Here is a 25,364-nt window from a genome sequence, read left to right as displayed (position 1 = left end):
GTCGACGACGCCGTCGACCCCGACCCGAGGAGTTCCCGTGAGTCGTCTCCGCTTCGGCGTGTTCATGGCGCCGTTCCACCCCGCCGGCGAGAACCCGACCCTGGCGCTGCAGCGCGACCTGCAGCTCATGGAGCACCTCGACGCGTGCGGCTACGACGAGGCGTGGATCGGTGAGCACCACTCCGCCGGCAGCGAGATCATCTCCTCCCCGGAGATCTTCATCGCCGCCGCTGCGGAGCGAACCAGGAACATCCGCTTCGGGACCGGCGTCACGTCGCTGAGCTACCACAACCCGCTGTGGGTGGCCGACCGGATGGTGCTGCTGGACCACCTGACGCACGGCCGGATCATGCTCGGCGTCGGACCCGGCTCGCTCCCGACGGACTCGGCGATGATCGGCCTCAACCCCACCGACACCCGCGAGCTGCTCGCCGAGAACCTCGACATCGTGCTGCGGCTGCTCGCCGGGGAGTCGGTCACGGCCACCACCCGCACCCACACCCTGATCGACGCGCGCCTGCAGCTCCGCCCGTACTCGGAGCCGCTGTTCGACATCACCGTCGCGGCCGTCGCCTCACCCACCGGACCGCGCCTGGCCGGCCAGCACGGCCTGGGCCTGCTCTCCATCGGAGCGACGCTCTCGCCGGACGGGTTCGACGCCCTGGCCCACCACTGGAACGTGATGGAGGAACGAGCGGCCACCCACGGCACCACCGTCGCCCGCGAGGACTGGCGGCTGGTCGGGCTGATGCACGTCGCCGAGACCCGGGAGCAGGCCTACCGCGACGTGGAGCACGGCATCGAGCAGTGGTTCCGCTACTTCCAGAAGGTGGCCGCCTTCCCGCAGATGGCCGTGGCCGGTGGCGACGTCAAGGAGATGATCGAGTTCATCAACGAGGCGGGCATCGGCTCGATCGGCACCGCGGAGGACGCGCGCAAGCAGGTGCAGCGCCTGCACGACCAGTCCGGCGGCTTCGGCGCCATGCTGCTGCTCAGCCACGAGTGGGCCAACCCCGAGGCGACCAAGCGGTCCTACGAGCTGATCGCCCAGCACGTGATGCCGCAGTTCCAGGGGTCGGTGCGCACCCACGCGCAGTCCACCCTGGAGGCGAAGGAGCGCGCGACCAGCACCCGCGAGGGGCACGCCCAGTCCCAGATGGACGCGGTGGCCACCATGACGCAGCGGTACGCCGACGAGGTCGCCGCGACCGGGTGAGCGCCAGGGTGCGGCAACGGGTCCCGGCTCCCGCCGGGACCCGTTGCCGCACGGCCGGATCAGTCCACGAGCGCCTGGTGGACCAGGGTCCGCAGCTGGGTGCGGATGGGGTGCGTGGAGCTCGGCAGAAGCTGCGTCAGGAAGATCGCCACCAGGTCCTCCACCGGATCCACCCAGAACGCCGTCGACGCCGCCCCGCCCCAGGTGATCTCGCCCGGCGAGCTCATGGTCTTGCCGGCCGTGGGGTCGACGGTGACGGCGAAGCCGAGACCGAACCCCACCCCGCCGTAGGCCACCTCGGAGAACTGCCCGCTGCCGAACGCCGTGAGGTCCGCCCCGCCGGGCAGGTGGTTGCGGCTGGCGTAGGCCAGGGTGCGGGGGCCGAGCACGCGGACGCCGTCGAGCTCGCCCCCGCGCCGCAGCATCTCGGTGAACCGCAGGTAGTCCGCCGCGGTCGACACGAGCCCGCCACCACCGGAGAGCATCACCGGCGCGTGCAGCGCCGCCTGGCCCACCGAGTCCAGCCGCACGGCCTTCCCCGTGGCGGGATGCGGGGAGTAGAGCGCGGCGAGCCGGTCCGCGTCCGGGGTGTCCACCCACCAGCGGGTGTCGCTCATCCCCAGCGGGTCGAGCACCCGCTCGGCCAGCACCTGGTCCAGGCCCTTGCCCGCGATCACCTCGAGCACGCGCCCGAGCACGTCGGTGGCCACCGAGTAGCTCCACTGCGTGCCGGGGTCGAACAGCAGCGGCAACCCGGCCCAGGCGTCGGCGCAGGCGGCGAGGTCCAGCCCGTGGGCGGTGCCGAAGTCGAAACCGTGGTCGCGGTAGATGGTGTCCACGGGGTGGGCGTTCATGAAGCCGTAGGTGAGCCCGGCGGTGTGGCTGAGCAGGTGCCACATGCGCACCGGCTCGGTCGCGGGCACGGTGCGAGGGCTCTGCGAGGAGCCGCCGGCCCACACCCGCACGTCGGCGAAGGAGGGGATGAAGCGGCTGACCGGGTCGTTGAGCTCGAACGCGCCCTCCTCGAGCATGCTCAGCGCCGCCACCGACGTGATCGGCTTGGTCATGGAGTAGATCCGCCACAGGGTGTCCTGCTCGACGGGCAGCTCCGCCTCGACGTCGCGGCGACCGTGCACCGAGGAGTGCACCACCTGGCCGTGCCGGGCGACCACCACCTGCCAGCCGGGCAGGCGCCCGTCGTCGACGTACCCGGCGAAGTGCCGGTCGATGCGGGCCAGGCGGGCGGCGTCGACCCCCACCCCGGCCGGGTCAGCGGTGACCTGCAGTGCGGCGACCTCGGGCACGGATGTCCTCCTCGACGGCGGTGACGTGGTGGCGCTGATCTGACCACCCCGGCCTCCGGCGGGCGAGGGCGGGGTCCCGCTCGGATACCGTGGGCCCCTCCACCACCCCGTGCCACGACCAGGAGTGCTCGCCCCGTGACCGCGTCCGACCCCCTGCCGCTGGACCCCATCGCGGAGGCGCGACGGCAGTGGACGGAGCGGGGCTGGGGCGAGGTCGCCGACGGCATGGCCGCGGTGACCTCCCTGATGCGGGCGCAGCAGATCGTGCTGGCCCGCGTGGAGGCGGTGCTGCGCCCACGGAGGCTGACCTTCGCCCGCTACGAGCTGCTGATGCTGCTGACCTTCAGCCGGCACGGGGCGATGTCCATGAAGCGGGCCAGCAGCCGGCTGCAGGTGCACCCGACCAGCGTCACCAACGCCGTCGACCGGCTCGAGGCGGCCGGACTGGTGGTCCGCCGCGCGCACCCCCGCGACGGCCGGGCCACCCTCGTCGAGCTCACGCCCGCGGGGCGCACGGCCGCCGAGGACGCCACCACCGAGCTGAACGCCACGGTGTTCGCCGCGCCCGGGCTGGACCCGGGGCGGCTGGGGCAGCTCGTGGAGGTGCTCACCGAGCTCCGCCGCGACGCGGGCGACTTCGAGGGCTGAGCCGGGTCCTCACGACCTCAGCCTCCCAGCGCCTCCAGCTCGGCACGGGCCCGCTCCAGCCGCGCGCTGAGCTCGGCCACCTGTGCCTGTGCGGCCGCGCGCGCGTGCTCCAGCACGGCGTCCACGGCCGCGCTGGTGGCGGGGTGTCCGAGGGCGTGCACGGCGCGGGCCACCGCCTCGGGGCTGACGGGTGCGGGACGGGTGGGTCGCGTACCCCCGAGGGCGTGCTCCACCGTCCAGCCGCCGTCCGCCGCCCCGCTGAGCAGCACGGTCACCGACGTCCCCCGGCGCGGTCGCGCGGCGGGTCGCGGGGTGGGCGCCGGCGCGTCGACCACCGTCGCGGGAGCCGGGGCGGCCGCCCGGCGCACCCGGGGGGGCCGGGGTGGTCGCGGCGGCGGCGCGGCGGCGGCGGCCCGGGAGCCCGCCAGCTCGCGCGCCTCGAACGGGACGTCGTCGTCCACGCCCCTGGGCCGCACCGTCACCGTGGTGCCCTCGACGGAGACCACCCGCGCCGAGGTGGCGGCCGGCAGCCCGAGGCTGACGAGCGGCTCGCGGAGCCACAGCGTGCGACGCCGACCGGCCGCCAGCGAGGCGGCCAGGTCGACGAGGTCCTCGGCGGTGAGCTCGCCGGAGCGGGTGCGTGCCACGCGCGGACCCTACGACCTGCCCCCGTCAGGAACGGCGGTGGTGGCGGGTCCGGACCGGGGGGACGGGAGCGGGACCGGTGTCCGGGCGGGCCAGGACCACCGCGATCGCGGTGGTCAACGGCACCGAGGCGACCAGCGCGATCCCGCCCACCAGGGCCCGGACGAGCTCCACGGCCACCACGTCGCCGGTGAGCACGTCGGTGATGGAGCGTCCCGCGATGCTGAACAGCAGCAGCAGGGGCAGCGCGCTGCCGGCGCAGGTGAGCAGCAGCCCCACCACCACCCGGGCGGCGGTGCGATCCAGCCGCACGTCGCTCGTGCCGTGTCCGTGTCCGTGCGTGCTCACGCGAGGGGTCTACCAGGTGCGGCGGGCGGACCAGCTCAGCCGGCCACCTCCAGCACGACGGTGGTGCCGTGCTGCAGGGTCCGTCCCACGGTGCAGCTGGCTTCCACCGCACGCCGGACGGTGGTCTCCACCCGGGCGCGCTCGACCTCGGTCAGCCCGGAGAGGTCCACCACCAGCCGCTCGGACAGCACCGGGTAGCGCTCCTGCTCGCGGTCGGCCGGGCCGGAGACCTCCACGATCGCCGTGTAGTCGTCGCCGAGGCGGCGGGCCAGCACGGCGTCGGCGGACAGGCTGGTACAGGCGGCCAGCGCGATCTTCATCAGCTCGCCCGGGGTGAAGGCCCCGTCGAGCTCCACCGGTCCGAGGTGCACCTCGGCGCCGCGCGAGCTGCGGCCGGTGCACCTCCGGGTGCCGGTGCGCTCGACCCACAGCCGGGGCTCGCCCGGTCCCTGCTCCGCTGAGGTGCTCACGGGCCCATCGTGCCCCGTCCCGCCCCGGTGTCCAGCACCGGCGCTCCGCTCACCCCGCGAGCGACAGCGACGTGCAGCCAGCGGTCTCCTGGACCCAGCCGGCGTCGAGGGCCGCCGCCTGGGGTCGGCGGCGGTCCCGACCTCGCCACCCGCCTGGTCCGAGCCGGGCTCAGCCGTGCAGACCGGGGCCCCGATCCGGGTCGCGGCCCTCGAGGATGGCCGTCGACGCCGCGTAGGCCCGCCGGTCCGCCATCTCGTTGTAGGCGTCGCCGCCGGACGTCTTGTGCGCCTTCACCCAGGTGAGGGTGGTCGGGGCCGTCCGGGTGCTCAGCAGCTCGTCGATCGAGACCATCAGCTCCTTGTTGGCCACCGGTGCCCCGGCCGCCGTCCGCCACGCGTTGCGCTTCCACCCGGCGATCCACGGTCGCTTGCCGCCGCGGCCGACGAGAGCGTCGATGACGTAGGTGGAGTCGCTGCGGACCTCGAGGCCGGTGGTGGGGGGCACGGCGGTGAGCAGCTCGCGCAGCGCGGTGAGCTCGGCCACGTTGTTCGTCTCCCGCGCCCAGCCGCCCGAGGCCCACTCGGTCTCGCTGATAGCCCACGCCCAGCCGGCCGCACCGGGGTTGCCGCGGGACGAGCCGTCGGTGCCGGCGGTGATCGTGGTCCGGGAGTCGCTGCTCATGGCGCCCAGGATGTCAGCCGCCGGGGTGGCCGTGGGACCACCACCAGCGGCGGTGGCAGGTCCCCCTCCTCCCCTCGCGGCGGCGGTCGGTGACGGGGGCGTGACGTCGGGGCGGGGATCGAACCGGCAGGCCCCGACGCACGGACACCAGGTGTGACCTGAACCACACCCTTGGAGGATCCGATGCCCACCGACCACCACCGCACCTCACCGCGCCCCGTGTCACCGCGCCCCACCTCGCGACGCCACGGCCGGCTCGCCACCCTGCACCGCCTGGCCGCTGCGGTCGCCGCGCTCGTCCTGGCCACGTTCGGCGTGCTCGGGCTCGTCGACCGGCTGGGCCTGCTCGAGACGGCGGGCACCCCCGTGCTCGGGCTGACCTCCAACGGGCTGCTGTCGGTGGTCTCGCTGGTGGTGGCGGCCGTGCTGCTCACCGCCGCGGCGGTGGGCGGACCGACCGCCTCTACGGTCACCGCCTCGGTCGGGGTCGCCTTCCTCGTGTCCGGGCTGGCGAACCTGGCCCTGCTCGACACCGCGGCCAACCTCCTTGCCTTCACCATCCCGAACGTGCTGTTCAGCCTGGTGGCCGGCGTGCTGCTGCTCACGGCGGGCCTCTACGGGCGGGCCAGCGGCGCGCTGCCGGCGGACAACCCCTACCGACGAGCGCGGGCACTGCGGCACCCGGGGCCGGGGACCGAGGTAGGCCCGGACATGCCCACCGGGGCCGAGCTCGACCGGCTCAGCGCGATGGAGATCCGAGTCAGCGACGGGCACGGCACTCCGGCTGAGCAGGCGCAGGTGTGCGAGGACCTGCGCCGCCGCGCCCAGGCGGCCCACGACCGGGCCTGGGAGCTGGCCGCGCGCCGCTGATCCGGGGGGCCAGCAGGACCCGTGCTCCTCCGCCCCGGTGGCCCCGGCACCACCTCGACGTCCGTCGTCGGGGTGGTGCCGGGGCGGTGTGCTCAGCCGCCGGCGTTCTCGGACCCGCCGGGATCCTTCTTCGCGGTGGCGGTGACCGGGGCGGCGCCGGTGGCGCTCACCTCGACAGTGACGTCGAGGGCCGACTTCGACGTGTAGTAGAGGCTGAACTTGTTGACCGCGAAGTGGTCCGGGGCGCCGGTGTTGTCGAAGTTGACGGTCTGGGTGCCGCCGGCGGGAACGGTGAAGGTGGCGGGGAGCTTCAGGTAGTAGCTCTCCTTCGACGAGGACGTGGGATCGGCGAAGGTGTAGAACACCTCGAAGCCGCTCAGGGGAGTTGTCCCCGTGTTGTGCACGTCGAGCTGCAGGTGGTCGTTCACGGTGGCCCCGCTGGCATCGGTGTTGTTCTCCACCATCACGTTGTCGGCCGTGAGGGTCGTAGCGGTGGCGGTGTTGCTGATGGGGTTGCTGGTCACCGGCACGACCTGGGCCCCGCCGGCCGGCGCAGCGGCCGACCCTGCGGAGGGTGAGCTGCTGCCGCTGCACGCGCTGAGCAGCAGCGTGGAGGCGGCGGCCAGGGCCACGAGGACCGTGCGGACAGGCGTGCGGCCGGCGCGCGTGGTGATCCGGTGGGTGGTGGTGCGGGACTGGTTCACGGTTGTCCTCCGGTGGTGACGGGTTGACGGCGCAACGCGCGGAGCGTGCCCGCGCCGAGCGCGACCACCCCGACGAGGAGCCAGATGATGTCGTTGCGCTTGGCGGCCAGGAGCTGGCCGAGGGAGACGCCCTGGTACTCGTTGGGGATGTCGGTCATCGCGAAGGCGAACCGCTCGAAGTGCTTGGCCAGCGAGATCTCCTCGAGCCCGGTGCGGATGTTCTCGTAGAGGGCGAAGTGGGTGAGGACGGCGGTCTCCCCGGACAGGTTCAGCCCGAGTGCGGCGAACAGTCCCCCCGGGACCTGGTTGTCGGCGTCCAGGGTGTCCCCGATCTGCGGGAGCACCAGCACCACGCCCAGCCACACGGCCAGGGCGACGAGGAGTCCGTTGGCCGCGACGCGGGAGCGGGCGGTGGCGATCACGCCGAGGCAGTAGAACGTGAGCAGGTACAGCAGCGCCGCGACGTAGGCGAGCAGCAGCTGGACGCCCTGCCCGGTGTCCACCCAGCCGTGACCGATGACGCCCAGGCACAGCACCGCCGCGACAGCGGTCGTGGCGAGCAGGATCCCCAGCACGGCGGAGGCCCCCAGCAGGTTCCCGGCGGCGAGCTCGCCGACGCTGACCGGGCGGGTCCGCAGCAGCGCGAGGGTGCGCCCCGCGCGCTCGCGGGTGACGCTCAGGTAGCCCAGCGCGACCCCGATGACGGCGCCGATGATCTCCAGGTACTCCATCGCGCCCCGCAGCAGCGACAACAGCCGCAGCGGCGGCGGGGGCAGCTGCGTCACCCCGCTGGCCGCGGCCGCCTGCAGGTAGGCGGTGTAGTCGGCGATCTGGCTGCGGTAGTCCACCGCACCGACGTAGACCGACACCACCGTGACCAGCACCAGGATCGCGGCGAGGACGACCAGCAGTCGGCTGCGGGTGGCCGCACGCAGCTCGTGGTGGGCGAGGGTGCGCACCCGGGTGGACCTACTCATCGGCGGCACTCCTGGAGTAGTCGTGGCGGCGGACCAGCACCAGGGCGGCCGCCACGAGAGCGAGTGCGGCCACCGCCAGCGGGACCACGCGACCGAGGGTGACGATGAGCGGCTCGCCCGGTGCGGTGGCGAGGATCTGGGCGCTGGCGTTCTTGAACACCTCGCTCAGGGACAGGAAGCGGACCCGTGAGGTGATGTCGAAGAAGGTCTGCGAGGTGCCGACGGGCACGCTCAGCGGGTTGAGCGACGCTGTCGGACGCAGTCCGGAGATGAACTGGGGTACCACGAAGGTGACGACCAGCCACGCCCCGAGCGCGGAGAGCAGAGCCATCGAGCGCCGGCGGGTCAGCAGCACCGCCACCATCGCGACCAGGGCGAAGATGACCAGGTAGAGCAACGACAGCCCGTAGAACCCGACCAGCCGGAGCAGCTGGGAAGGGCTGGGGAACGTCGCGTTGACCACGACCAACGACACCACCGCCACCACCAGGCTGGCCACGAGCGCGACAGCGAGCAGGCCGGACACGGCGACGAGCTTGCCCAGCAGGTAGGCGCGGCGGGTCAGCGGGCGGCTGTGCAGCAGCCGCGCACTGCCCGAGCTCTGCTCGTCGCTGAGGCTGAGGTGCCCAACGACGATGGCCAGCAGCGCCCCGACCATGGGCACGTAGACCGTCATGTTCGACAGCAGCGACAGCGGGGGCTTGAGCCCCAGCGGGTTCGGTGGGGCCGGGCGGCCCTGGGAGGCGAGCAGCAGCACCGCCTGGTCGTAGACGCGGGTGATGGTGGCAGCGCTGGACCAGCCGATGACCCCGGCCAGCACGGTGATCCCGACGAGCACCGAGACCACCACGGCGGCGGTGCGCTGGCGGCGCAGCACGGTGACCTGCTGCGCGGCGACGACCCCGATCACGCGGTCTCCTGCCCCACCCGGACGTAGATGTCCTCCAACGAGGCCTCGTCGGGGAAGCGGCGGACCGTCTCGGCCATGGAGTCGCGGTAGATGAGCTCGCCCTGGTTGAGGACTCCGATCGTGGTGCACACGCGGGCGACCTCGCTGAGCAGGTGGGTGTTCATGAACACCGTCATGCCCAGCTCGGTGTTGAGCCGGGCGATGGTCTCCCGCAGCTGGCGCACCCCGTCCGGGTCGAGCCCCGCGGTGGGCTCGTCGAGGAACAGCACCGTCGGCTCGTGCAGCACCGCCTGGGCGATGCCGATCCGCTGCCGCATCCCGGTGGAGAAGGTGCCCACCCGGCGGTCGGCGAGCTCGGGGCAGCCCAGGAACTCCAGGGCGCGTGCCGCCGCCCCCTCCGGGTCGGCCACGCCGGACAGCCGGGCGAAGAACACCAGGTTCTCCGTGGCCGTGAGGTGCCCGTACAGGCGCACCTCCGACGGGAGGTACCCGATCTGACGGGTGACCGCGTCCCTGTCGGTGACGACGTCGTGCCCGCACACCAGGGCGCTGCCCGAGGTCGGGGCGATCAAGGTGGTGAGGATGTTGATGGCGGTGGTCTTGCCGGCACCGTTGTGGCCGAGGAAGCCGAACACCTCACCACGCTCGATGACCAGGTCGATGCCGCGCAGCACCTCGTCCTCGCCGTAGCGGTGGCGCAGCTCGCGCAGCTCGACCGCCGGGCCACTCGTCGTGGTGGGTGGGCTCACGGGGTCTCCCTCGGTCGGTGTGTCAACGCGTCGGCCGACCGTGCTCCGTCGACGCTGAGCAGACGCTGAACGCGACCCGGGCGTCCTCAGCCGCCGCTCAGCCGCTCCGGCTCCCCCTCGTCGCCGTGACTGCTCTCCTCGGTGCCGGCGGCACCGCCGTGGTCGGCGTGCTTGGTCGCCGGTCCTGGTCGGTGAGGCTCGGTGACGGACCGGGCACCGCAGGTGGGCGGGACTCACCGGGGTTTTACAGGTTCGTCTCAGGGGTGTCTAAGGCCCGGGGTGCACCGTGAGGTCATGAGCAACGGAAACGAGCAGGGTCCCGGGTCCCACGACGACGACCGGGACGAGGTGAACCGGACCCCGGGCCACGACACGGACCCCGCCACCGGGCCCATCACCCCGCAGCCCCACCCGGAGGGTTCCAGCACGGCAGGGTCCGCGGGCGGTCGGTCCGCTCCCCCTGCCTACTACCCGCCGTCCTCCCCGACCGGCGGGCACCCGGACCCGGTGAGCCCGTACAGCACCACCCACCCGTACGACCCCTACGCGGGCACCCCTGTGCAGCCGCAGCGGTCCCGGACCGGTGGTCGGGCCCGCCTGGCCGCCGCCGCGGTGGCACTGGTGGTCGTCGCCGGTGGCGTCGGCGGCGGGGTCGCCACCCTGCTCGAGCACCCCACCCCCACCGTGGCGACGAGCTCGCCGTCGGGTGCCGCAACCGCCTCCCAGCCCATCGCGCAGGCCCCCAACGGCTCCGTCGAGACGGTGGCGGCGAAGGTCCTGCCCAGCGTCGTGCAGATCCGGGTGTCCGTCGGCGGGTCCGGCGACGTGGGCTCCGGGGTCGTCCTGTCCACCGACGGGAACATCCTCACCAACAACCACGTCGTCGCAGGAGCCGCCGGAGCCCCGACCGGAGCCATCACCGTCGCCTTCCAGGACGGCACCACCGCCACCGCCACCATCGTCGGCCGCGACCCCTCCGCCGACCTCGCCGTCATCAAGGTCGACAAGACCGGGCTCACCCCGATCGCCATCGGCAGCTCCAGCGCCCTCGCCGTCGGCCAGGACGTGGTCGCCGTCGGCTCCCCGCTCGGCTTGTCCGGCACCGTCACCACCGGCATCGTCAGCGCACTCAACCGCCCCGTCAGCGCCTCCGGACAGTCCACCGCCACCACCCAGGCCTCCGTCATCGACGCCATCCAGACCGACGCCGCCATCAACCCCGGCAACTCCGGCGGCGCCCTGGTCAACATGAACGGGGAGCTCATCGGCATCAACTCCGCCATCGCGAGCCTCGGCCAGAGCCAGTCCGGGGCCCAGTCCGGGTCCATCGGCCTCGGCTTCGCCATCCCCGTCGACCACGCCCAGCGCATCGCCCAGGAGCTCATCAGCACCGGCCACGCCACCCAGTCCGTCCTCGGGGTCTCCACCTCCACACCCCCCGGCACCCGCGGCGCCCAGGTCGCGAACGTCGTCGCCGGCAGCCCCGCCGCCAGCGCCGGACTCACCACCGGGGACGTGATCACCAAGGTCGACACCCAGCTCATCGACACCAGCGACGCCCTCGCCGCCGCCGTCCGCTCCCACAACCCCGGCGACACCATCACCCTCACCATCACCGACCAGGGCGGCACCAGCCGCACCACCACCGCCACCCTCGGCAGCCAGACCATCACCACCAGCTGACCCGTGGGGGCGGGACCGCTCCACCGACCCGGCCGCCCCGGGCCAGCTCGACACGCTCGGCCACAGCGATCTCGGTCACGGCGATCTCGGTCACGCCGGGCGAGCCCCGTCCGGGGTGCACATCTGCTCCACCGAGCGCAGCGACCGCCCAGCGCGGAGGTCAACCCACCGGCGACGGGCGGTGTCCCCCCGCGGAGGAGCCCCTTCGCCCCACCGCGGTGACGGTCCCGGTGGTGGCGGGCGGGTCGGTGTCCACGACAGCGGCGAGGGCCGAGCAGCACGGTGCTGCTCGGCCCTCCCGAGTCGGTGGAGCTCACCCGGACCGTCGGCCCCCGGCGGCCGCTGGACGGCCGCCGGGGTTCCCCGTCAGGCGCCCGGGGTGTCCGGGGTCTCGGCTGCGCCCGGGGTGTCCGGGCCCGTCTGGTCGCCCTCCTGCACGTTGTCACCGTCGGTGGCGCCCGGGGTGTCGGTGGTGTCCCCGGGGGTGGCGGTGTCCGTGATGTTGGTCGACGGCGCCGACGACGAGGTGGCGGCAACGGCCACGCCGGCCCCGACACCGCCCAGCGCGAGCACTCCCAGGGCCGCCACGGCGATGCGCTTCTTGACCTGCATGGTGATGTCCTCTCCTGAACCGGCCCACGCTCTGCGGGTCGATGGGGACCACCCTGCGTGCGGTCACCTGTGCTGGGGCTGAACGTCGCTGAGCGCCCCGGCTCCACCTGCCGATCGTGCCTCGACTCAGCGGGCAGCCCGGTCGGCGGGGGTCCGCGACCACCGACCCCGCACCTCAGGGTCGTGAGCTTCCTCAGCCTGACCTCAGCACCGCCCGGGCAACCTCGCCCCAGGATCTCGCGGTCGCCCGATCCGCACCGCTGCGCGAGAGGACCGGTCGTGACTTCTCCACCCGACGACGCGGCCGACGCGGGACCGTTGCCGCGCCGGTCTGGACCCTGGCGGTCGTGACGGGCTCGGACGGTGGCCCCGCCAACGGCGGCGACGGTTGCCCGGTGGTGGGCCGCAGACGTGTCCGTGACGACGGCGGTGCGGGGTGACGGGGACGGGATGGGCCGTCGCGCTCGCCGTGGCAGCTGCTGCTGCCTACGCCGGTGGTGTGGTCGTGCAGCAGCGCGCCGCGACGACCCCCGCCCCGGGCGGCGGGGAGGGCCAGAGCCTGGTCGGGGTGCTGCGGAGTCCGCTGTGGCTGGCCGGTGTGGCGCTCGACGCCGCGGGCTTCGGCCTGGAGTTCCTGGCCCTGCGCGCGGGGGCCCTGAGCCTGGTCCAGCCGCTGCTGGTCAGTGGGCTGTTGTTCGCGCTCGCCCTCGGCGCCCTCCTCACCGGTCTGCCGGTCGGGCTCCGGGACGCCGGGGCGGCCACCCTGGTGGTGGTGGGCCTGGTCGTCGCGGTCCTGGTCGCCGCCCCGACCTCCGGCGACGGGGGTGTCCACCCGTCGGCGTGGCCGGTGACCCTGGCGGTGGTCACCGTGGTGGTGGCCGGGCTCGTGCTGGTCGCGACGGTGTGCAGCGGCCCGGTCGCGCGCACGAGCTGCCTCGCCGGGGCCGCCGCGGTCGTCAACGGGCTCCTGGGCGCGTTCGGCAAGTCCGTCGCGGTGCGCAGCGAGCACGGCTGGCTCGCCGCCCTGTTGAGCTGGCCCGCACTTGGGTTGCTGGTCACCGGCGCCCTGACCCTGACGCTGGCCGCTGCCGCGTTCCGCGCCGGCGCCCCGACTGCGGCCATCGGCGTGCTCTTCGCCGGCGAGCCGGCCGCCGGGGTCGTGATGGCTGCCGTCCTACACGGCGACACCGTCCGTCACGGCCCCCTCGCGACCGCCGTCCTCGTCGCGGCCGTGCTGGTGTGCCTGAGCGGGGTCGTCGTCCTCGCCCACAGCCCCGCAGTGCTGGCGTCCTACACCGCGACGCACCTGTCCGGAACGAGCGCCACCGCCCGGTGAGCTGCCTCAGCTGCCCACGAGGACTCGACGTCCCGGAGCCCGACCGCGACCCGTGCCCAGGAGGCCCTGACCTGCGCGAGCCGGCCGCGCCAGCTCACTTCAGCAGGGCGCGGCTCATGACGACGCGCTGCACCTGGTTGGTGCCCTCGTAGATCTGGGTGATCTTGGCGTCACGCATCATCCGCTCCACCGGGAAGTCCCGGGTGTAGCCGGCCCCGCCGAACAGCTGCACCGCGTCGGTGGTGACCTCCATGGCCACGTCGGAGGCGAAGCACTTGGCGGCGGAGGAGATGAAGCCGAGGTTCTTCTCGCCGCGCTCGGCCCGGGCGGCGGAGACGTAGACCATGTGCCGGGCGGCCTCGATCTTCATGGCCATGTCCGCGAGCATGAACTGCACACCCTGGAAGTCGCTGACCTTCTTGCCGAACTGCGCACGACCCTTGACGTACTCGATCGCCGCGTCCAGGGCGCCCTGGGCGATGCCGACGGCCTGGGCCCCGATGGTGGGTCGGGTGTGGTCGAGGGTCTGCAGCGCGGTCTTGAAGCCCGTGCCGGGCTTGCCGATCATCCGGTCCCCCGGGACGCGGCACTGCTCGAAGTAGACCTCGCGGGTGGGGCTGCCCTTGATGCCCAGCTTGCGCTCCTTGGTCCCGAACGAGATGCCCTCGTCGCTCTTGTGGACCATGAACGCGGAGATGCCGTTGGCCTTGCGCTCCGGGTCGGTCACGGCCATCACGGTGTACCAGTCCGACACCCCGGCGTTGGTGATCCACGCCTTGGTCCCGTTGAGGATCCAGTCATCGCCGTCGGCCTTGGCCCGGGTGCGCATGGCGGCGGCGTCGGAGCCGGCCTCGCGCTCGCTGAGGGCGTAGGAGGCCATCGAGGCGCCGCTGGCCAGCGACGGCAGGACCTGCTGCTTCAGCTCCTGCGAGCCGGCCAGGATCAGGCCCATGGTGCCCAGCTTGTTCACGGCGGGGATCAGCGAGGACGCACCGCAGACACGGGCCACCTCCTCGATGACGATGCAGGCGGCCACGGAGTCGGCCCCCTCGCCGCCGAACTCCTCGGGCACGTGCACGGCGTGGAAGCCGGCCGCCGTGAGGGCCTTGAGCGCCTCGTCGGGGAAGCGCTCGTCCTCGTCCACCGCCGCGGCGTGCGGGGCGATCTCCTTCTCGGCGAGCGCACGCACGGCCTCGCGCAGCCCGTCGTGCTCCTCGGCGAGGGAGTAGAGGTCGAAGTCTGGGTTGCCGTACTGACTGGCCACGGTGCCTGCCTCCTGTTAGCGATGGATAACCGGATCGTAGGCCCGCCCCCGGCCACCGGCAGGCCTTCGCACCCCGGCCGTGACCGGGTTCACCGTGCCGGGGCGGCCGACCGCGGACCGAGGTCCGCCTCGACCGAGCCCGGCGGCCCGCAGATCCAGCCCGCGGCCAGGGTCGGCACCATCGTCAGCGTGAGCACCACCAGCGGCACGGTCCACGAGCCCAGCAGGTCGTGGCCGGCCCCGAACAGCACCGGACCGAGCGCCGCGAGCAGGTAGCCCACGCTCTGGCTGAACCCCGAGAGCGCGGACGCGCCCGACGCCGTCTCCGCGCGCAGCGGGATGAGCACCAGCACCAGCGGGAACAGCCAGCCACCGAACCCGGCGAGCACGACCCACAGCACGGCCCCGGCGCCCGGGGAGAGCGCCAGTCCCGCGTAGCCCGCCACGTAGCAGGCGACGAGCACCGCGATCACGCCCCGCTGGTCCGGCCGGCGCACCGCGAGCACGGGCAGCAGCAGCGAACCCGGGATGGCCAGCGCCGAGTACAGCCCCAGCAGCAGGCCGGCGCCGCGCTCGCTCCACCCGGCGTCCTGCAGCAGGGGGGCGAGCCAGCCGAGCAGCGTGTACGCGTTGAGCGCCTGCATGCCGAACAGCACGGCCACGGCCCACGCCGTGCGGCTGTGGACCAGGGCCACCACCCGGTGCTCCACCCCCGCGGGCACGGCCACCACGGGCGCGGGACGGCGCAGGGTCAGCAGCCAGGGCACCGTGGCCAGCGCGGCCGTGACCGCCCACAGGCCGAGCCCGGCGCGCCACCCGCCGAAGGCCGCACCCAGCGGGACGGTGATCGCGGCCGACGTCGCCGCGCCGATCGAGAGCGACGTGGTGTACAGCGCCGTCATCGGCCCCACCCGGTCGGGGAAGTAGAGCTTGACCAGCGTCGGCATGGCCACGTTGCCCACGGCGAGCCCGGCCAGGGCCAGCACGCTGGTGAGCACGAACGCCCAGCTCGCGGTGGTGATCGAGCGCAGGGCGAGACCCGCGGTGAGCGCGACCATGGCCGCGAGCAGGACCGTGCGGAGGTCGAAGCGGCGCACCAGCGCCGGGGTCGTGACCCCCACGACGGCGAAGCACACGGGGGCGACCGAGGTGAGCAGCCCGGCCACGGTGGAGGACATCCCCAGCCCGTCCTGCACCTGCGGCAGCACCGCCCCCAGGCTGGTGATCGCGGTGCGCAGGTTCAGCGCGACGAGGACGGTGCCGGCGACCAGCAGCAGCCCACCACCCACGCGGGCCGGGGTGGCCGTGGACGCGCTCACCCGAGCAGGGTCTGCTGCAGCGCCGCGTCCTTGGCGAGCACGGTCGCCTCCAGCGCAGCCTGGAAGTCGAGCACCTGCTGGCGCAGCACCGGGTCCGCCACGGCCAGGATGCGCACGGCGAGCAGCCCGGCGTTGCGCGCAGCACCGATGCCCACCGTGGCCACCGGCACCCCGGCGGGCATCTGCACGATGGACAGCAGGGAGTCCAGGCCGTCGAGGTGGCGCAGCGGCACGGGGACCCCGATCACGGGCAGCGGGGTGGCCGAGGCGACCATCCCGGGCAGGTGCGCGGCGCCACCCGCCCCGGCGACGATCACCTGCACCCCCCGCGACGCCGCACCCCGGGCGTGGTCGAGCATCCGCTGCGGGGTGCGGTGCGCGCTGAGCACACCCACCTCGAAGGCCACGCCGAACTCGGCCAGCGCCTCCGCGGCGGCCTGCAGCACCGGCCAGTCGGAGTCGCTGCCCATGACGATGCTGACGCGGGGGGCGGGTGCGGTCCCGGGCGTGCGGGGCTCAGGCATGGGGGTCCCATCCGTCGGTCCACTCGGCGTGGCTCATCCAGTGCGCGGCCCGCTCGGCCCGCTCGGCGACCTCGGTGACCTCGTCGCCGAGGACCGTCACGTGGCCGAGCTTCCGGCCGGGCCGCTCGCCCTTGCCGTACAGGTGCAGCTTGGCCTCGGGCAGCCGGGCGAACAGGTGGTGCGCCCGCTCGTCCAGCGTCATCACCGGCGCGTCAGGAGCTCCGAGCACGTTGGCCATGACGACGGCCGGGGCGGTGGTGGAGGTGTCGCCCAGGGGGTAGTCGAGCACCGCGCGCAGGTGCTGCTCGAACTGGCTGGTGCGCGCGCCCTCGATGCTCCAGTGCCCCGAGTTGTGCGGTCGCATGGCGAGCTCGTTGACCACCAGCCGCCCGGGCCCCGAGCCCGAGGACCGGGTCTCGAACAGCTCGACGGCCAGCACCCCCACGACGCCCAGCTCGGCCGCGATGCGCAGCGCGAGCTGCTCGGCGGCCTCGGCGAGGTCCGGGTGCAGGTCCGGGGCGGGGGCGAGCACGAGGGCGCAGGTGCCGTCGCGCTGCACGGTCTGCACCACCGGCCACGCCGCGCCCTGCCCGAACGGCGAGCGGGCGACCACGGCAGCCAGCTCGCGGGCGAAGTCCACCCGCTGCTCGACCATGAGCGGTGTGCCGGCCGCGAGCTGGGCGTCGACCACCTCGGCCACCCCGTCCCGGTCGAGCACCCACACGCCGCGACCGTCGTAGCCACCCCGGACGGCCTTGAGCACGCAGGGCCACCCGTGGACGTCGCCGAACTCGTGCACGTCGGTGACGGAGCGCACCACGGCGAACGGGGGCACGGGGACGCCGAGCTCGGACAGCCGTCGGCGCATGACCAGCTTGTCCTGCGCGTGCAGCAGGGCACCGGGAGGCGGCAGCACGGTGACGCCCTCGGCGACCAGGGTGGCGAGGTGCTCCTGGGGCACGTGCTCGTGGTCGAAGGTCAGCACGCTCGCCCCGACGGCCACGGCCCGCAGCGCGTCGAGGTCGGTGTGCTCGCCGAGGACGACGTCGGCGCTGACCTGGGCGGCCGGGTCGTCGGCGCGGGCCGCGAGCACCCGCAGGCCCTGGCCGAGCGCGATGGCGGCCTGGTGGGTCATCCGGGCGAGCTGACCTCCCCCGACCATGGCGACGACGGGCGCAGGGCTGCTCACGGTGGCTGATCGTGCCACGTCAGGGCACCGACGGTGCGCGCCGGACCAGGAGCCCCACAGGTGCTGTCCGTACAGTGACGCAGTGTCCTTCATCGAGTCGGCTGTGCGCCGCCTGCCGCCCGATCTCCAGGAGAAGGCCCTCGAGAACCGCGAGCTGCTGAAGTTCGCCGTCGTCGGCGGCACCACCTTCGTCGTCGACACGGTCATCTTCTTCACCCTGAAGTCGACCGTCCTGGAGACCAAGCCCGTCACGGCGAAGATCATCGCCACGCTGGTCGCGACGATCCTCTCCTACGTCCTCAACCGCGAGTGGTCCTTCCGCACGCGGGGCGGGCGGGAGACGCGCCACGAGGCGGTGCTGTTCTTCCTCGTCAGCGCGGTGGGGCTCGTGATCAACTCGGTCCCGCTGTGGATCTCGAGCTACGTGCTCGACCTGCGGGTGCCCGCCGTCTCCGCCACCACCGAGAACGTCGCGGACTTCCTCTCGGCGCAGATCATCGGCACGCTGCTGGCGATGGCCTTCCGCTGGTGGGCCTTCCGCCGGTTCGTCTTCCCCGACGACGAGGCGGCCCTGGCCGCCACGGCCGGTGACCTGGACGAGGCCGCCGCCCTGGAGGAGGAGCTCGGCCACAGCTGAGCCGGAACCGGTCAGCGGGGCTCGCGCGCACCCGCGACGGCGGGCACCGACGGACCGTCGCCGGCTGCGGCGAGGAAGATCGTGAACAGGGCCGGGCGTGCGCGGCGCATCTCGAGGCGCCCACCGTCGGTCTCCACCAGGGCGCGGGCCAGCGCCAGGCCCACCCCGGAGCTGTCCGCTCCGGAGAACCCCCGCTCGAACACGTGCGCGACGAGCTCCTCGGGGACTCCCGGTCCGGAGTCGCCCACCTCCACCAGCACCGTGGGCTCGCGGCCCGCGCTGGTGGAGCTCGCCCGGACGAGGGCCCGGGTCACCGTCACGGTCACCGGCCCACCCCCGTGCACCAGCGCGTTCTCCACCAGCACCACCACCGCCTCGCGCAGCCGGCTCGGGGTGGCCCGGGCCAGAACCCCGGGCTCGGCGTCCAGCTGCAGCGAGCGGCCAGCCTGCGCGTACAGGACCTGCCACTCCGCCACCAGCGCCCCCAGCTCGGCGCCGACGTCCAGCGGGTCCGCCCCGGCGGTGCGCACCGTGCGCGAGGCCAGCACCATCTCGTCGACGGCCGCGGTCAGCCGGTCCACCTGGCTCATGGCCGCGCCCGCCTCCTCCACCACGGCCGGATCGGCGTGCTCGGCCAGCTCGTCCAGGCGCAGCCGCACCGCGGTCAGGCGGCTGCGCAGCTGGTGGGAGACGTCGCCGACGAGCTCGCGCTCGCGCTGCAGCAGCGCCGCCAGCTCGACGGCGGAGGAGTCCAGCACGTCGGAGACACGGTCGAGCTCGACCACCCCGTAGCGGCGCGGGGCGGGGCGGAAGTCGCCGGAGCCCAGCCGGGCGGCGCGGCTCGCCAGATCCTGGAGCGGCCCGGCGAGGCGACGTGCGGTCAGCCCTGAGACCACCGCACCCCCGACCACCGACAGCAGCACCACGAGCGCGACCACGGCGGTGGACTGCAGCTGGGTGGTGCGGACCTGCGCCGAGGGCACCTGCAGCAGCAGCACACCACCGCGTCCGAGGTCGAGGGTCTCGGTGATCGCCGGACCGACGTCCGCCCGGCCGATCACCGAGGTGGCCGTGGTGCCCCGGCCGTCCGGGTAGCGCACGACGAGCCGACCGTCGGCGGGCACGGCCAGGCGGAGCCGATCGGTGTCCAGCGGTCCGGTGAGCTCGCCGTCCTCCCCCTCCTGGACCACCACGTCTGCGGCGACACGGTCCAGCCGGGCCGCCAGGTCGGTCCGGGTGATGTCCTCCACGAGCTTCCAGGTGGTGAACACCAGCGGCACCCCGAGCAGCACGGCCGTGGCCAGCACCACCAGCAGCGTGGAGCGCAGGATGCGGCTGCGCACGGCTCAGGCGGGGCTGTTGAAGCGGAAGCCGACCCCGCGCACCGTGGAGATCCGCCGGTCGACGTCGGCCGGGTCCCCGTCCCCCGCGATCTTGCGGCGCAGCCACGACATGTGCATGTCGAGGGTCTTGGAGCCGCGCAGCGACGTGTCGCCCCACACCTCGCTGAGGATCTGCTCGCGGGTGACCACCTGACCGGCGTGCTCGAGCAGCACCTTCAGCAGCTCGTACTCCTTGTTGGCCAGGCCCACCTCCACGCCGTCGACCTGCACCCGGTGCGCGGCGTGCTCCATCCGCACCCCGGCCACGTCGACCACGTCCTCGCCGCCCCCCGGGCGGCGGCGCAGCAGCGCCCGCACCCTGGCCATCAGCTCGGCCAGGCGGAACGGCTTGCCCACGTAGTCGTCGGCCCCGGCGTCGAGGCCGACGACGAAGTCGACCTCGTCGGTGCGGGCGGTGAGCATCAGCACCGCCAGGTCCGGCCGCACCGCCCGCAGCCGCCGGCACACCTCCAGACCGTCCATCCCGGGCAGCCCCAGGTCGAGCACCACCAGGTCGAACGGGTCGGTGCTGGCGAGCTCGAGCGCACCCGGCCCGTCCCCGACGACCTGCACGGTGTATCCCTCGCGCTGCAGGGCGCGGGCCAGCGGGGACGCGATCGCCTCGTCGTCCTCGGCGAGCAAGACTGTGGTCACGCGGCGGAGCCTAGGCCCCGCCCCTGAGCGGGTCCTCAGGTTCGCCCGGCGCCGCACGAGCGGTGAGCGACCCCCGCAGGAGCTGGCTGTGCGCCAGGCGCCCGAGCAGGTACCAGCAGGCGGTCCGCTCGTCGGTGAAGCGCACCCAGTCGAAGCGGTCGCCGTGCTCGCGCCAGAACACCTCCCAGGGCTCCCCCTCCACCGTCGCCATGCCGAGCTCGTCGAGCGGGGTGGGGACCAGGCACCAGGTCCCGTCCACCTCCTCCCCCACGCTGACCAGCGCATCGGGCACGCCGAGGGCCCGGACCAGGCCGCGCACCCCCTCAGCGTCCACGGGACTGCTCCTGCCCGGGTGCGGTCCCGCTGGTGTCGGTCTCACGGGCGTCGAGCTCGTGGGCGTCGAGCTCGTGGGCGTCGACGAGCCAGCCGGTGGCCACCAGCTCGGCGACAGGATGGGTCAGCCGGTAGCGCAACCCGCCGCCGGGCTGGGCGAACCAGGCCGTGAGGTGCGACTCCCACGCCGGCAGCGGACGGGTGACCCGCAGCCGGCGCAGGACCCGCTCGGCGTGCACGGCCGGCTCCGACCGCAGCGCGAACGGCGTGCCGGCCTCGGCCACCACCCGCCCCTCGGTGGTGCCCAGCAGGTCGAGCAGCACACCGACCTCGAGCCGCACCGGTCGGCGGCGGTCCGGGGCCACGGCCCCCTCGGGGTGCAGCTCGGAGGGTGGCCACACGTGCTCGGCGGGGTGGTCGTCGGTGGCCGGGCGGACGACGAACCGGCGCTCCACCTCGACCTCGTTCCCGCCGCCGAGCGGGTCCCAGCCGTGCAGCAGGCGGGTCCTGTCGAGCGCGACGGCCACCGGTCCAGGTGCCCGAGTGGTGGAGAGGGCGAGGTCGGGGTGGGTGGGGTGGTCCCCGGGCGGCACGCACAGCCCCGGGCGCGCCTCCCCGACCGGCGGCGGGAGCTGGCGTGCGGGACGGGCGGTCCGGACGGGCGTGGTGCCGGCGGGGAAGGCCAGCAACCCCAGCAGCACCGCGGGTTCGGCGGGAGCAGGGGCTCGGGACGGGTCCGCCGGGGCGGCAGTCGCACGGGTGGCGGTGACGGTGTCGACGGCCACGGGGGCCGAGGCCCGCGACAGCCCCGGCGCGGGCGTCGCTGCCGCAACGGCTCGGGACCCGTCGACGGGCGTGCGGGGGGCGGGCGCCACCGACGCGGCGGGTCCGGCGGCGGCGGGTCCGGCGGCCGCCGTGGGGCCGGCGAAGGCAGTCGGTCCGGCGTAGGCAGTCGGTCCGGCGAAGGCAGTCGGTCCGGCCCGACCGGCGGGAGCCACGGGCGGGGCCGCCCCCGGAGCGGGGGGTCCGCCGCCGACCGGGCCGGCCGAGGAGTTCGCGCCACCGGCGCCGAGCACGGGTGCGGACGGACCGGTGACCGCCACCGCGGGCGCACCGGAGGCGGCCACCGGTGCGGACGGAGCGACCGCAGTCGTCGGCGGCGGGGCCAGGGCCGGCGCCGCGGCGGACTGCGCCGAGACCCGCGCCGGGTCGGCGTCCAGCGCTCCGGGCCGGGGTGGCTCCGACGGGGCCGGTCCAGCGTCCGCTGCCGCGGGGATCCGGACCGGTCCCGTGCTGTCCGGGTCGAGCGCGTGCGGCACCGCGGCGGGACCGACCGGAGCACCGGAGGCGTCCGGGAGCACCTGGTCGGGGGCGTCCACCACGGCGCCGACGGCCGCGGGAGCGTCCGGGACCGCCAGGTCGGGCGGTGGCGGCACCACGCCCGCGACGACCGGGTCCACCACCCGGCCCGGAGCAACCACGTCCGGCACCTGGGCGCCGTGGACCGAGGACACCACGTCGTCGGACGCACCCCTGTCGAGCACCGGGGACACGACCGCCGGCGCGAGCCCGGCCACGGTGCCCACGGCCGGCGCGGCCACGCCGGCGTCGTGCCCGCCGACCTCTGCGACCGACCGCCCCGACCCACCCAGGGTGTCCACGAGCGTGGTGTGCCGGTGCGCGATCGCCTGCGACGCCGCCCGCACCTCGTCCTCCGGCAGGAGGCTCGCACCGCCCGCGGTCAACGGGCCCGTGGCGTGCAGGACCGCCAGCCGCTCGGTGAGGGTGCTGAGGTCGTCGATGACCCCCACCTTGGTCCCCCGCACGCCCGCCGCGTCCGCGGCGAGCTCGACCGAGGAGGCGCGCAGCTTCGCCGCGGTGGTGGCGGCCGTGGAGTCGGCCGACCCGACGAGTGCGCCGGACGCGTGGCTCAGCCCGTCGGCGAGGCCCCCGGTGCTCGCGGCCAGCACGCCCTGGGTGTGCCGGTCGGCGTCGAGGGCGTGGGTGTCCAGCGCGTCGGCGGCCCGGGCGAAGGTCGCGGCCAGGCCGTCGACGGAGTCCTCGTCGACCTGGGGCCAGCTCGTGCCCAGCGCCGCCGCGGCCGGTGCGCTGATCATCGCGGGCAGCGCGATACCCACGAGGCTCAGCCCCGTCCGCGGTCGAGGTCGGTGGTGTCGGCCGCGGCGTCACCGTCGGTCCCGGTCAGGCCCGCGACCGCCGCGCGCACCCCGGCGTGCAGCCCGCGCAGCTGCTCGGCGAGCGCGTCCACGGCGTCGACGAGCTCGGTCGCACGGGCGGCGTGCCGGGCTGCGAGGGCGGCCCCGACGGTGTCGCTTCCCCAGCTCACCGAGGTCAGGGCGGCCCGGAGCTCGCGTCCGCCCGCGCCCACGGCGTCGCCCACGTCGGTGAAGCCGCCGGCCGCACGCAGGGCGGCGTCGTGGTCGAGGGAGGTCGTCGGACCGGTCACCGGTCCGCCCCTGCCCCGGCCGGGCGCAGCCAGCTGTCCGGCTCGTCGGTCTCCTCGTCGGCCGCGGGCTCGCTGCGGCGCACCGCCCGCACGGGAGCGGTCCCCACGGGCTCGGGTACGTCCTGCGCAGGTGCGGCGGGGTCGAGGACCAGCGCGTCGAGGTCCGTCCCGGGCGCGACGGCCGGCTCCAGCACCGCCCGCACCTGCTCTGCGGCCCCGGCGGTGGCCCGACGAACGGTGCCCAGCACGAGCACGGCGAGACGGTCCGCCGGAAGGGCGGTGGCACCGGGCGCCAGCTGCAGGTCGAGCAGCGTGCCCCGGGCGGAGACCTCGACGGTGACGAGCCCGTCGTCGGAGCGGGTGCGGGCCCGCACGGCCGCGATCTGCTCGCGAGCGGTGGCCGCTGCCTCCAGCCGGCGCCCGAGCTCGGCGGTGCGGGTCGCGACGGCGTCCCGGGCCTGCTCGGCGGTCGGCAGAGGTGGGTCCGGGGCGGGGCGCTCGGGTGTCACGGTCGTTGCCCCTCTCCACGAACGGGTGGTCCCACCCCTGCGACGGCGCCGGTCACCTCGCGGTTCCCTGGCCCAGAGCCTGACGGTTCGAGCTCAGCGACGCCAGCCCCGGCCGCGGTGCTCGGGGAGGGGGACGCCGTCGGGGTGCGGCTCGTGCCGGACCGACCGGCCGGCCTCCTGGGAGGCGTCGAACACCTCGTTGTAGAGCAGTGCGTGCACCCGCTCCACCTGTGGCACGTCGTCGAACTCCAGGGGCTCGTCGCTGGCCGACTCGATGACCAGGGTCCCGGTGCCGAGCATCCGGTCCACCAGCCCGTGCCGGAACTGCACGCTGTTGATGCGGGTCACGGGGATGTCGATGCCGGTACGGGTGAACAGCCCCTCGCGCACGAGCACCCGGCGGTCGGTGAGCACGAAGTGGGTGGTCCGCCAGCGCAGCACCGGGCCGACCGTCAACCGGAGCACGGCCACCACGGCCAGCACCGCGAGGGCGATCCACGCGGCGTGCGCCCAGCTCTGGGCGCGGGCCAGCGCCGCCAGGAACGACGCGACCGCGACCACCAGCACGAGGGACAGCACCGGGAGGACGAGCATCTTCCAGTGCGGGTGCTTGTGCAGCACCAGCTCCTCGCCCTCGGCGAGCACCTCCTCGGGGTAGGCCACGGCCGGGACGCTACCGGCCGGCTAGGCGCACGTGGGTGACGTCGCCCGCCGACAGGACGTGCTCGATACCGCTGCCGTCGCGCACCACCAGGCGGCCGTCGTCGTCGATCCGAACGGCCCGCCCGAGCAGCTCGCCGCCGTGGGGGAGCACGACCCGGACGTCCTGGCCCAGGGTGGAGCAGCGAGCGCGGTAGTCCTGGGCGAGGCCGGCCGCAGGGTCACCACCGCCCGCACGCCACTCCCGCTCCCGGTCGCCCAGCTCGCGCAGCAGGGCGCGCAGCAGCGGGTCGCGGTCGGTCAGGGCCGCCCCGGCGAGGGTCAGCGAGGTGGCCTCGGGCACCGGCAGCTCGTCGGTGCGCAGGCTGACGTTGAGCCCCACCCCCACCACCACGGCGGGCTCGGGGCTGGTCACGGCCACCTCGGCCAGGATCCCGGCCACCTTTCGTCCACCGATGAGCACGTCGTTGGGCCACTTGAGCACGGCGTCCACCTCGGCCACCCGGCGCAGCACGTCCACCACGGCCACCCCGGCCAGCAGGGGCAGCCAGCCCAACTGGGAGACGGGGACACCGGTGGTGCGCAGCAGGACCGACAGCGCGAGGCCGGCCCGCGGGGGGCTGGACCAGGTCCGGGCGTGCCGACCGCGCCCCGTGCCCTGGTGCTCGGCGACGAGGACGGTGCGGTCCGGGGCCCCCGTGCGGGCCGCCTCGAGCAGGTCGGCGTTGGTGGAGCCGGTGTCGGCCACGACGTCCAGCGCGGCCCAGCCCCCCGGCGCCACGAGCGCGCGGCCCAGGGCCAGGGCGTTCAGCGGGGGTCGGTCCAGGTCGGTCCACGCGGTGTCGTCGGCCACCGGTCCCATGGTGGCACGGGTGCTGCGACCGGACGGCTCACCGCGGGTCGCGCGGGTTCGTGGAACCACTCCCAGGTCTGCGGTTCACCCTGCTGTCCGGTCCTGCAGGGGCGACGGCGGCGGTGTCGCCAGCGACCTGGGGCCGAGGTGACGATGCGGTCCGCCGCAGTGGCCCTCCTGGCCGCCTCTGCCGCCGCCTGCAGCTCGTCCTCGACCGGGGTGGCGGAGCCTGCGCCCACCCCCTCCAGCGCCTCGACGACGACCAAAGAAGTGGCACCGGGCCCGAGCGCGGAAGCTACGAGCGCAGGCCGCCGCCGTCATGGTTCCGCGGTTCCCCGCACGCTGACCACCGAGCAGTCGCGTTGCGCGAACCGCCCGACGACTCGACCGCAACCGCACCGACTCTGCCCCGAGACGTC

Annotated in this window: 27 protein-coding genes and 1 pseudogene; 6 read left to right on the top strand and 22 right to left on the bottom strand. The window is 74.6% G+C overall.

Features of this window, described 5'->3' with window-relative positions; all coding sequences use genetic code 11:
- The first annotated feature begins 37 nt into the window (after window positions 1-37).
- A complete protein-coding gene (locus RHODO2019_RS03425) occupies window positions 38-1,216 on the top strand; it encodes an LLM class flavin-dependent oxidoreductase (RefSeq protein WP_265383636.1) in 1,179 nt (392 codons plus the stop codon).
- 59 nt (window positions 1,217-1,275) lie between these two features.
- On the opposite strand, the gene RHODO2019_RS03420 is transcribed toward RHODO2019_RS03425, so the two are convergent.
- Window positions 1,276-2,520: a serine hydrolase domain-containing protein gene (locus RHODO2019_RS03420; RefSeq protein WP_265383635.1), complete on the bottom strand. Its 1,245-nt coding sequence runs from the start codon at window positions 2,518-2,520 to the stop codon at window positions 1,276-1,278.
- A gap of 135 nt (window positions 2,521-2,655) precedes the next feature.
- On the opposite strand from RHODO2019_RS03420, the gene RHODO2019_RS03415 reads away from it, so the two are divergent.
- Window positions 2,656-3,168, top strand: a complete 513-nt coding sequence (locus RHODO2019_RS03415) for a MarR family winged helix-turn-helix transcriptional regulator (RefSeq protein ID WP_265383634.1) — start codon at window positions 2,656-2,658, stop codon at window positions 3,166-3,168.
- 17 nt (window positions 3,169-3,185) lie between these two features.
- On the opposite strand, the gene RHODO2019_RS03410 is transcribed toward RHODO2019_RS03415, so the two are convergent.
- From RHODO2019_RS03410 to RHODO2019_RS03395, 4 genes and pseudogenes are all read right to left on the bottom strand, one after another.
- Window positions 3,186-3,815 (bottom strand): DUF6319 family protein, encoded by a 630-nt coding sequence (locus RHODO2019_RS03410; protein WP_265383633.1) that lies wholly within the window; start codon window positions 3,813-3,815, stop codon window positions 3,186-3,188.
- A gap of 25 nt (window positions 3,816-3,840) precedes the next feature.
- Window positions 3,841-4,104 (bottom strand): annotated as a pseudogene (locus tag RHODO2019_RS03405) (YibE/F family protein); the annotation flags it as partial.
- A 92-nt stretch (window positions 4,105-4,196) separates the two neighbouring features.
- Window positions 4,197-4,631: an OsmC family protein gene (locus RHODO2019_RS03400; RefSeq protein WP_265383632.1), complete on the bottom strand. Its 435-nt coding sequence runs from the start codon at window positions 4,629-4,631 to the stop codon at window positions 4,197-4,199.
- Between the two features lie 169 nt (window positions 4,632-4,800).
- Entirely contained in the window at window positions 4,801-5,313 is a 513-nt protein-coding gene (locus RHODO2019_RS03395) for a ribonuclease H family protein (RefSeq protein WP_265383631.1), read from the bottom strand.
- Window positions 5,314-5,496: 183 nt separating this feature from the next.
- Between RHODO2019_RS03395 and RHODO2019_RS03390 the strand changes: the two genes are divergently transcribed.
- Window positions 5,497-6,183, top strand: a complete 687-nt coding sequence (locus tag RHODO2019_RS03390; protein WP_265383630.1) for a DUF4383 domain-containing protein — start codon at window positions 5,497-5,499, stop codon at window positions 6,181-6,183.
- A 92-nt stretch (window positions 6,184-6,275) separates the two neighbouring features.
- Here RHODO2019_RS03390 and RHODO2019_RS03385 read toward each other — a convergent pair whose 3' ends face one another.
- The 4 genes from RHODO2019_RS03385 to RHODO2019_RS03370 are packed head-to-tail and all read right to left on the bottom strand — an operon-like array spanning window position 6,276 to window position 9,523.
- Window positions 6,276-6,887 carry a hypothetical protein gene (locus RHODO2019_RS03385; protein WP_265383629.1) on the bottom strand — a complete coding sequence of 204 codons (612 nt, stop codon included), beginning with the start codon at window positions 6,885-6,887 and terminating at the stop codon, window positions 6,276-6,278.
- Entirely contained in the window at window positions 6,884-7,864 is a 981-nt protein-coding gene (locus RHODO2019_RS03380; protein WP_265383628.1) for an ABC transporter permease subunit, read from the bottom strand. Before RHODO2019_RS03380 ends, RHODO2019_RS03385 begins: the two co-directional genes overlap by 4 nt.
- Entirely contained in the window at window positions 7,857-8,774 is a 918-nt protein-coding gene (locus RHODO2019_RS03375) for an ABC transporter permease (RefSeq protein WP_265383627.1), read from the bottom strand. The genes RHODO2019_RS03380 and RHODO2019_RS03375 overlap by 8 nt, the downstream gene beginning before the upstream one ends.
- Window positions 8,771-9,523 carry an ABC transporter ATP-binding protein gene (locus RHODO2019_RS03370; RefSeq protein WP_265383626.1) on the bottom strand — a complete coding sequence of 251 codons (753 nt, stop codon included), beginning with the start codon at window positions 9,521-9,523 and terminating at the stop codon, window positions 8,771-8,773. Before RHODO2019_RS03370 ends, RHODO2019_RS03375 begins: the two co-directional genes overlap by 4 nt.
- A 294-nt stretch (window positions 9,524-9,817) precedes the next feature.
- Between RHODO2019_RS03370 and RHODO2019_RS03365 the strand changes: the two genes are divergently transcribed.
- The gene (locus RHODO2019_RS03365) at window positions 9,818-11,206 is read left to right on the top strand and encodes a S1C family serine protease (protein ID WP_265383625.1); all 1,389 of its coding nucleotides are present in this window, start codon (window positions 9,818-9,820) and stop codon (window positions 11,204-11,206) included.
- Window positions 11,207-11,572: 366 nt separating this feature from the next.
- On the opposite strand, the gene RHODO2019_RS03360 is transcribed toward RHODO2019_RS03365, so the two are convergent.
- Complete coding sequence (locus RHODO2019_RS03360) at window positions 11,573-11,818, bottom strand: hypothetical protein (RefSeq protein ID WP_265383624.1); 246 nt, start codon at window positions 11,816-11,818, stop codon at window positions 11,573-11,575.
- A gap of 436 nt (window positions 11,819-12,254) precedes the next feature.
- Between RHODO2019_RS03360 and RHODO2019_RS03355 the strand changes: the two genes are divergently transcribed.
- A complete protein-coding gene (locus RHODO2019_RS03355; RefSeq protein ID WP_265383623.1) occupies window positions 12,255-13,154 on the top strand; it encodes a DMT family transporter in 900 nt (299 codons plus the stop codon).
- Window positions 13,155-13,248: 94 nt separating this feature from the next.
- Here the strand turns inward: RHODO2019_RS03355 and RHODO2019_RS03350 are convergent, their stop codons facing one another.
- The 4 genes from RHODO2019_RS03350 to RHODO2019_RS03335 all read right to left on the bottom strand — a co-directional run bounded on the left by RHODO2019_RS03350 (window position 13,249) and on the right by RHODO2019_RS03335 (window position 17,423).
- Window positions 13,249-14,418, bottom strand: coding sequence for an acyl-CoA dehydrogenase family protein (locus tag RHODO2019_RS03350; RefSeq protein WP_265383622.1), 1,170 nt, complete (start codon window positions 14,416-14,418; stop codon window positions 13,249-13,251).
- An 89-nt stretch (window positions 14,419-14,507) separates the two neighbouring features.
- Window positions 14,508-15,737: a CynX/NimT family MFS transporter gene (locus tag RHODO2019_RS03345; RefSeq protein WP_265383621.1), complete on the bottom strand. Its 1,230-nt coding sequence runs from the start codon at window positions 15,735-15,737 to the stop codon at window positions 14,508-14,510.
- Window positions 15,734-16,261: a 5-(carboxyamino)imidazole ribonucleotide mutase gene (purE, locus tag RHODO2019_RS03340; RefSeq protein WP_265383620.1), complete on the bottom strand. Its 528-nt coding sequence runs from the start codon at window positions 16,259-16,261 to the stop codon at window positions 15,734-15,736. Before purE ends, RHODO2019_RS03345 begins: the two co-directional genes overlap by 4 nt.
- Window positions 16,254-17,423 carry a 5-(carboxyamino)imidazole ribonucleotide synthase gene (locus tag RHODO2019_RS03335; RefSeq protein ID WP_265384597.1) on the bottom strand — a complete coding sequence of 390 codons (1,170 nt, stop codon included), beginning with the start codon at window positions 17,421-17,423 and terminating at the stop codon, window positions 16,254-16,256. Before RHODO2019_RS03335 ends, purE begins: the two co-directional genes overlap by 8 nt.
- Window positions 17,424-17,532: 109 nt before the next feature.
- On the opposite strand from RHODO2019_RS03335, the gene RHODO2019_RS03330 reads away from it, so the two are divergent.
- Complete coding sequence (locus RHODO2019_RS03330; RefSeq protein WP_265383619.1) at window positions 17,533-18,087, top strand: GtrA family protein; 555 nt, start codon at window positions 17,533-17,535, stop codon at window positions 18,085-18,087.
- Between the two features lie 11 nt (window positions 18,088-18,098).
- On the opposite strand, the gene RHODO2019_RS03325 is transcribed toward RHODO2019_RS03330, so the two are convergent.
- The 8 genes from RHODO2019_RS03325 to RHODO2019_RS03290 form a co-directional block, all read right to left on the bottom strand.
- Window positions 18,099-19,430 (bottom strand): ATP-binding protein, encoded by a 1,332-nt coding sequence (locus tag RHODO2019_RS03325; RefSeq protein WP_265383618.1) that lies wholly within the window; start codon window positions 19,428-19,430, stop codon window positions 18,099-18,101.
- A gap of 3 nt (window positions 19,431-19,433) precedes the next feature.
- The gene (locus RHODO2019_RS03320; protein WP_265383617.1) at window positions 19,434-20,123 is read right to left on the bottom strand and encodes a response regulator transcription factor; all 690 of its coding nucleotides are present in this window, start codon (window positions 20,121-20,123) and stop codon (window positions 19,434-19,436) included.
- Window positions 20,124-20,133: 10 nt separating this feature from the next.
- Window positions 20,134-20,457 carry a hypothetical protein gene (locus tag RHODO2019_RS03315; protein WP_265383616.1) on the bottom strand — a complete coding sequence of 108 codons (324 nt, stop codon included), beginning with the start codon at window positions 20,455-20,457 and terminating at the stop codon, window positions 20,134-20,136.
- Window positions 20,447-22,594, bottom strand: coding sequence for a TNT domain-containing protein (locus tag RHODO2019_RS03310; RefSeq protein WP_265383615.1), 2,148 nt, complete (start codon window positions 22,592-22,594; stop codon window positions 20,447-20,449). Before RHODO2019_RS03310 ends, RHODO2019_RS03315 begins: the two co-directional genes overlap by 11 nt.
- 5 nt (window positions 22,595-22,599) lie before the next feature.
- Window positions 22,600-22,923 (bottom strand): hypothetical protein, encoded by a 324-nt coding sequence (locus tag RHODO2019_RS03305; RefSeq protein ID WP_265383614.1) that lies wholly within the window; start codon window positions 22,921-22,923, stop codon window positions 22,600-22,602.
- The gene (locus tag RHODO2019_RS03300; RefSeq protein ID WP_265383613.1) at window positions 22,920-23,432 is read right to left on the bottom strand and encodes a YbaB/EbfC family nucleoid-associated protein; all 513 of its coding nucleotides are present in this window, start codon (window positions 23,430-23,432) and stop codon (window positions 22,920-22,922) included. Before RHODO2019_RS03300 ends, RHODO2019_RS03305 begins: the two co-directional genes overlap by 4 nt.
- Window positions 23,433-23,525: 93 nt before the next feature.
- On the bottom strand, window positions 23,526-24,095 hold the full coding sequence (locus RHODO2019_RS03295; RefSeq protein ID WP_265383612.1) for a PH domain-containing protein: 570 nt from the start codon (window positions 24,093-24,095) through the stop codon (window positions 23,526-23,528).
- A 10-nt stretch (window positions 24,096-24,105) separates the two neighbouring features.
- Window positions 24,106-24,954: a biotin--[acetyl-CoA-carboxylase] ligase gene (locus RHODO2019_RS03290; RefSeq protein ID WP_435532166.1), complete on the bottom strand. Its 849-nt coding sequence runs from the start codon at window positions 24,952-24,954 to the stop codon at window positions 24,106-24,108.
- Window positions 24,955-25,364: the final 410 nt, after the last annotated feature.

Origin of the sequence: Rhodococcus antarcticus, from assembly GCF_026153295.1 — a bacterium.
In the GTDB taxonomy this organism is placed as follows: Bacteria; Actinomycetota; Actinomycetes; order Mycobacteriales; family Mycobacteriaceae; genus Rhodococcus_D; species Rhodococcus_D antarcticus.
Note: the sequence above shows the minus strand (reverse complement) of the source record. Positions and strands in the feature narration are given on the sequence as shown.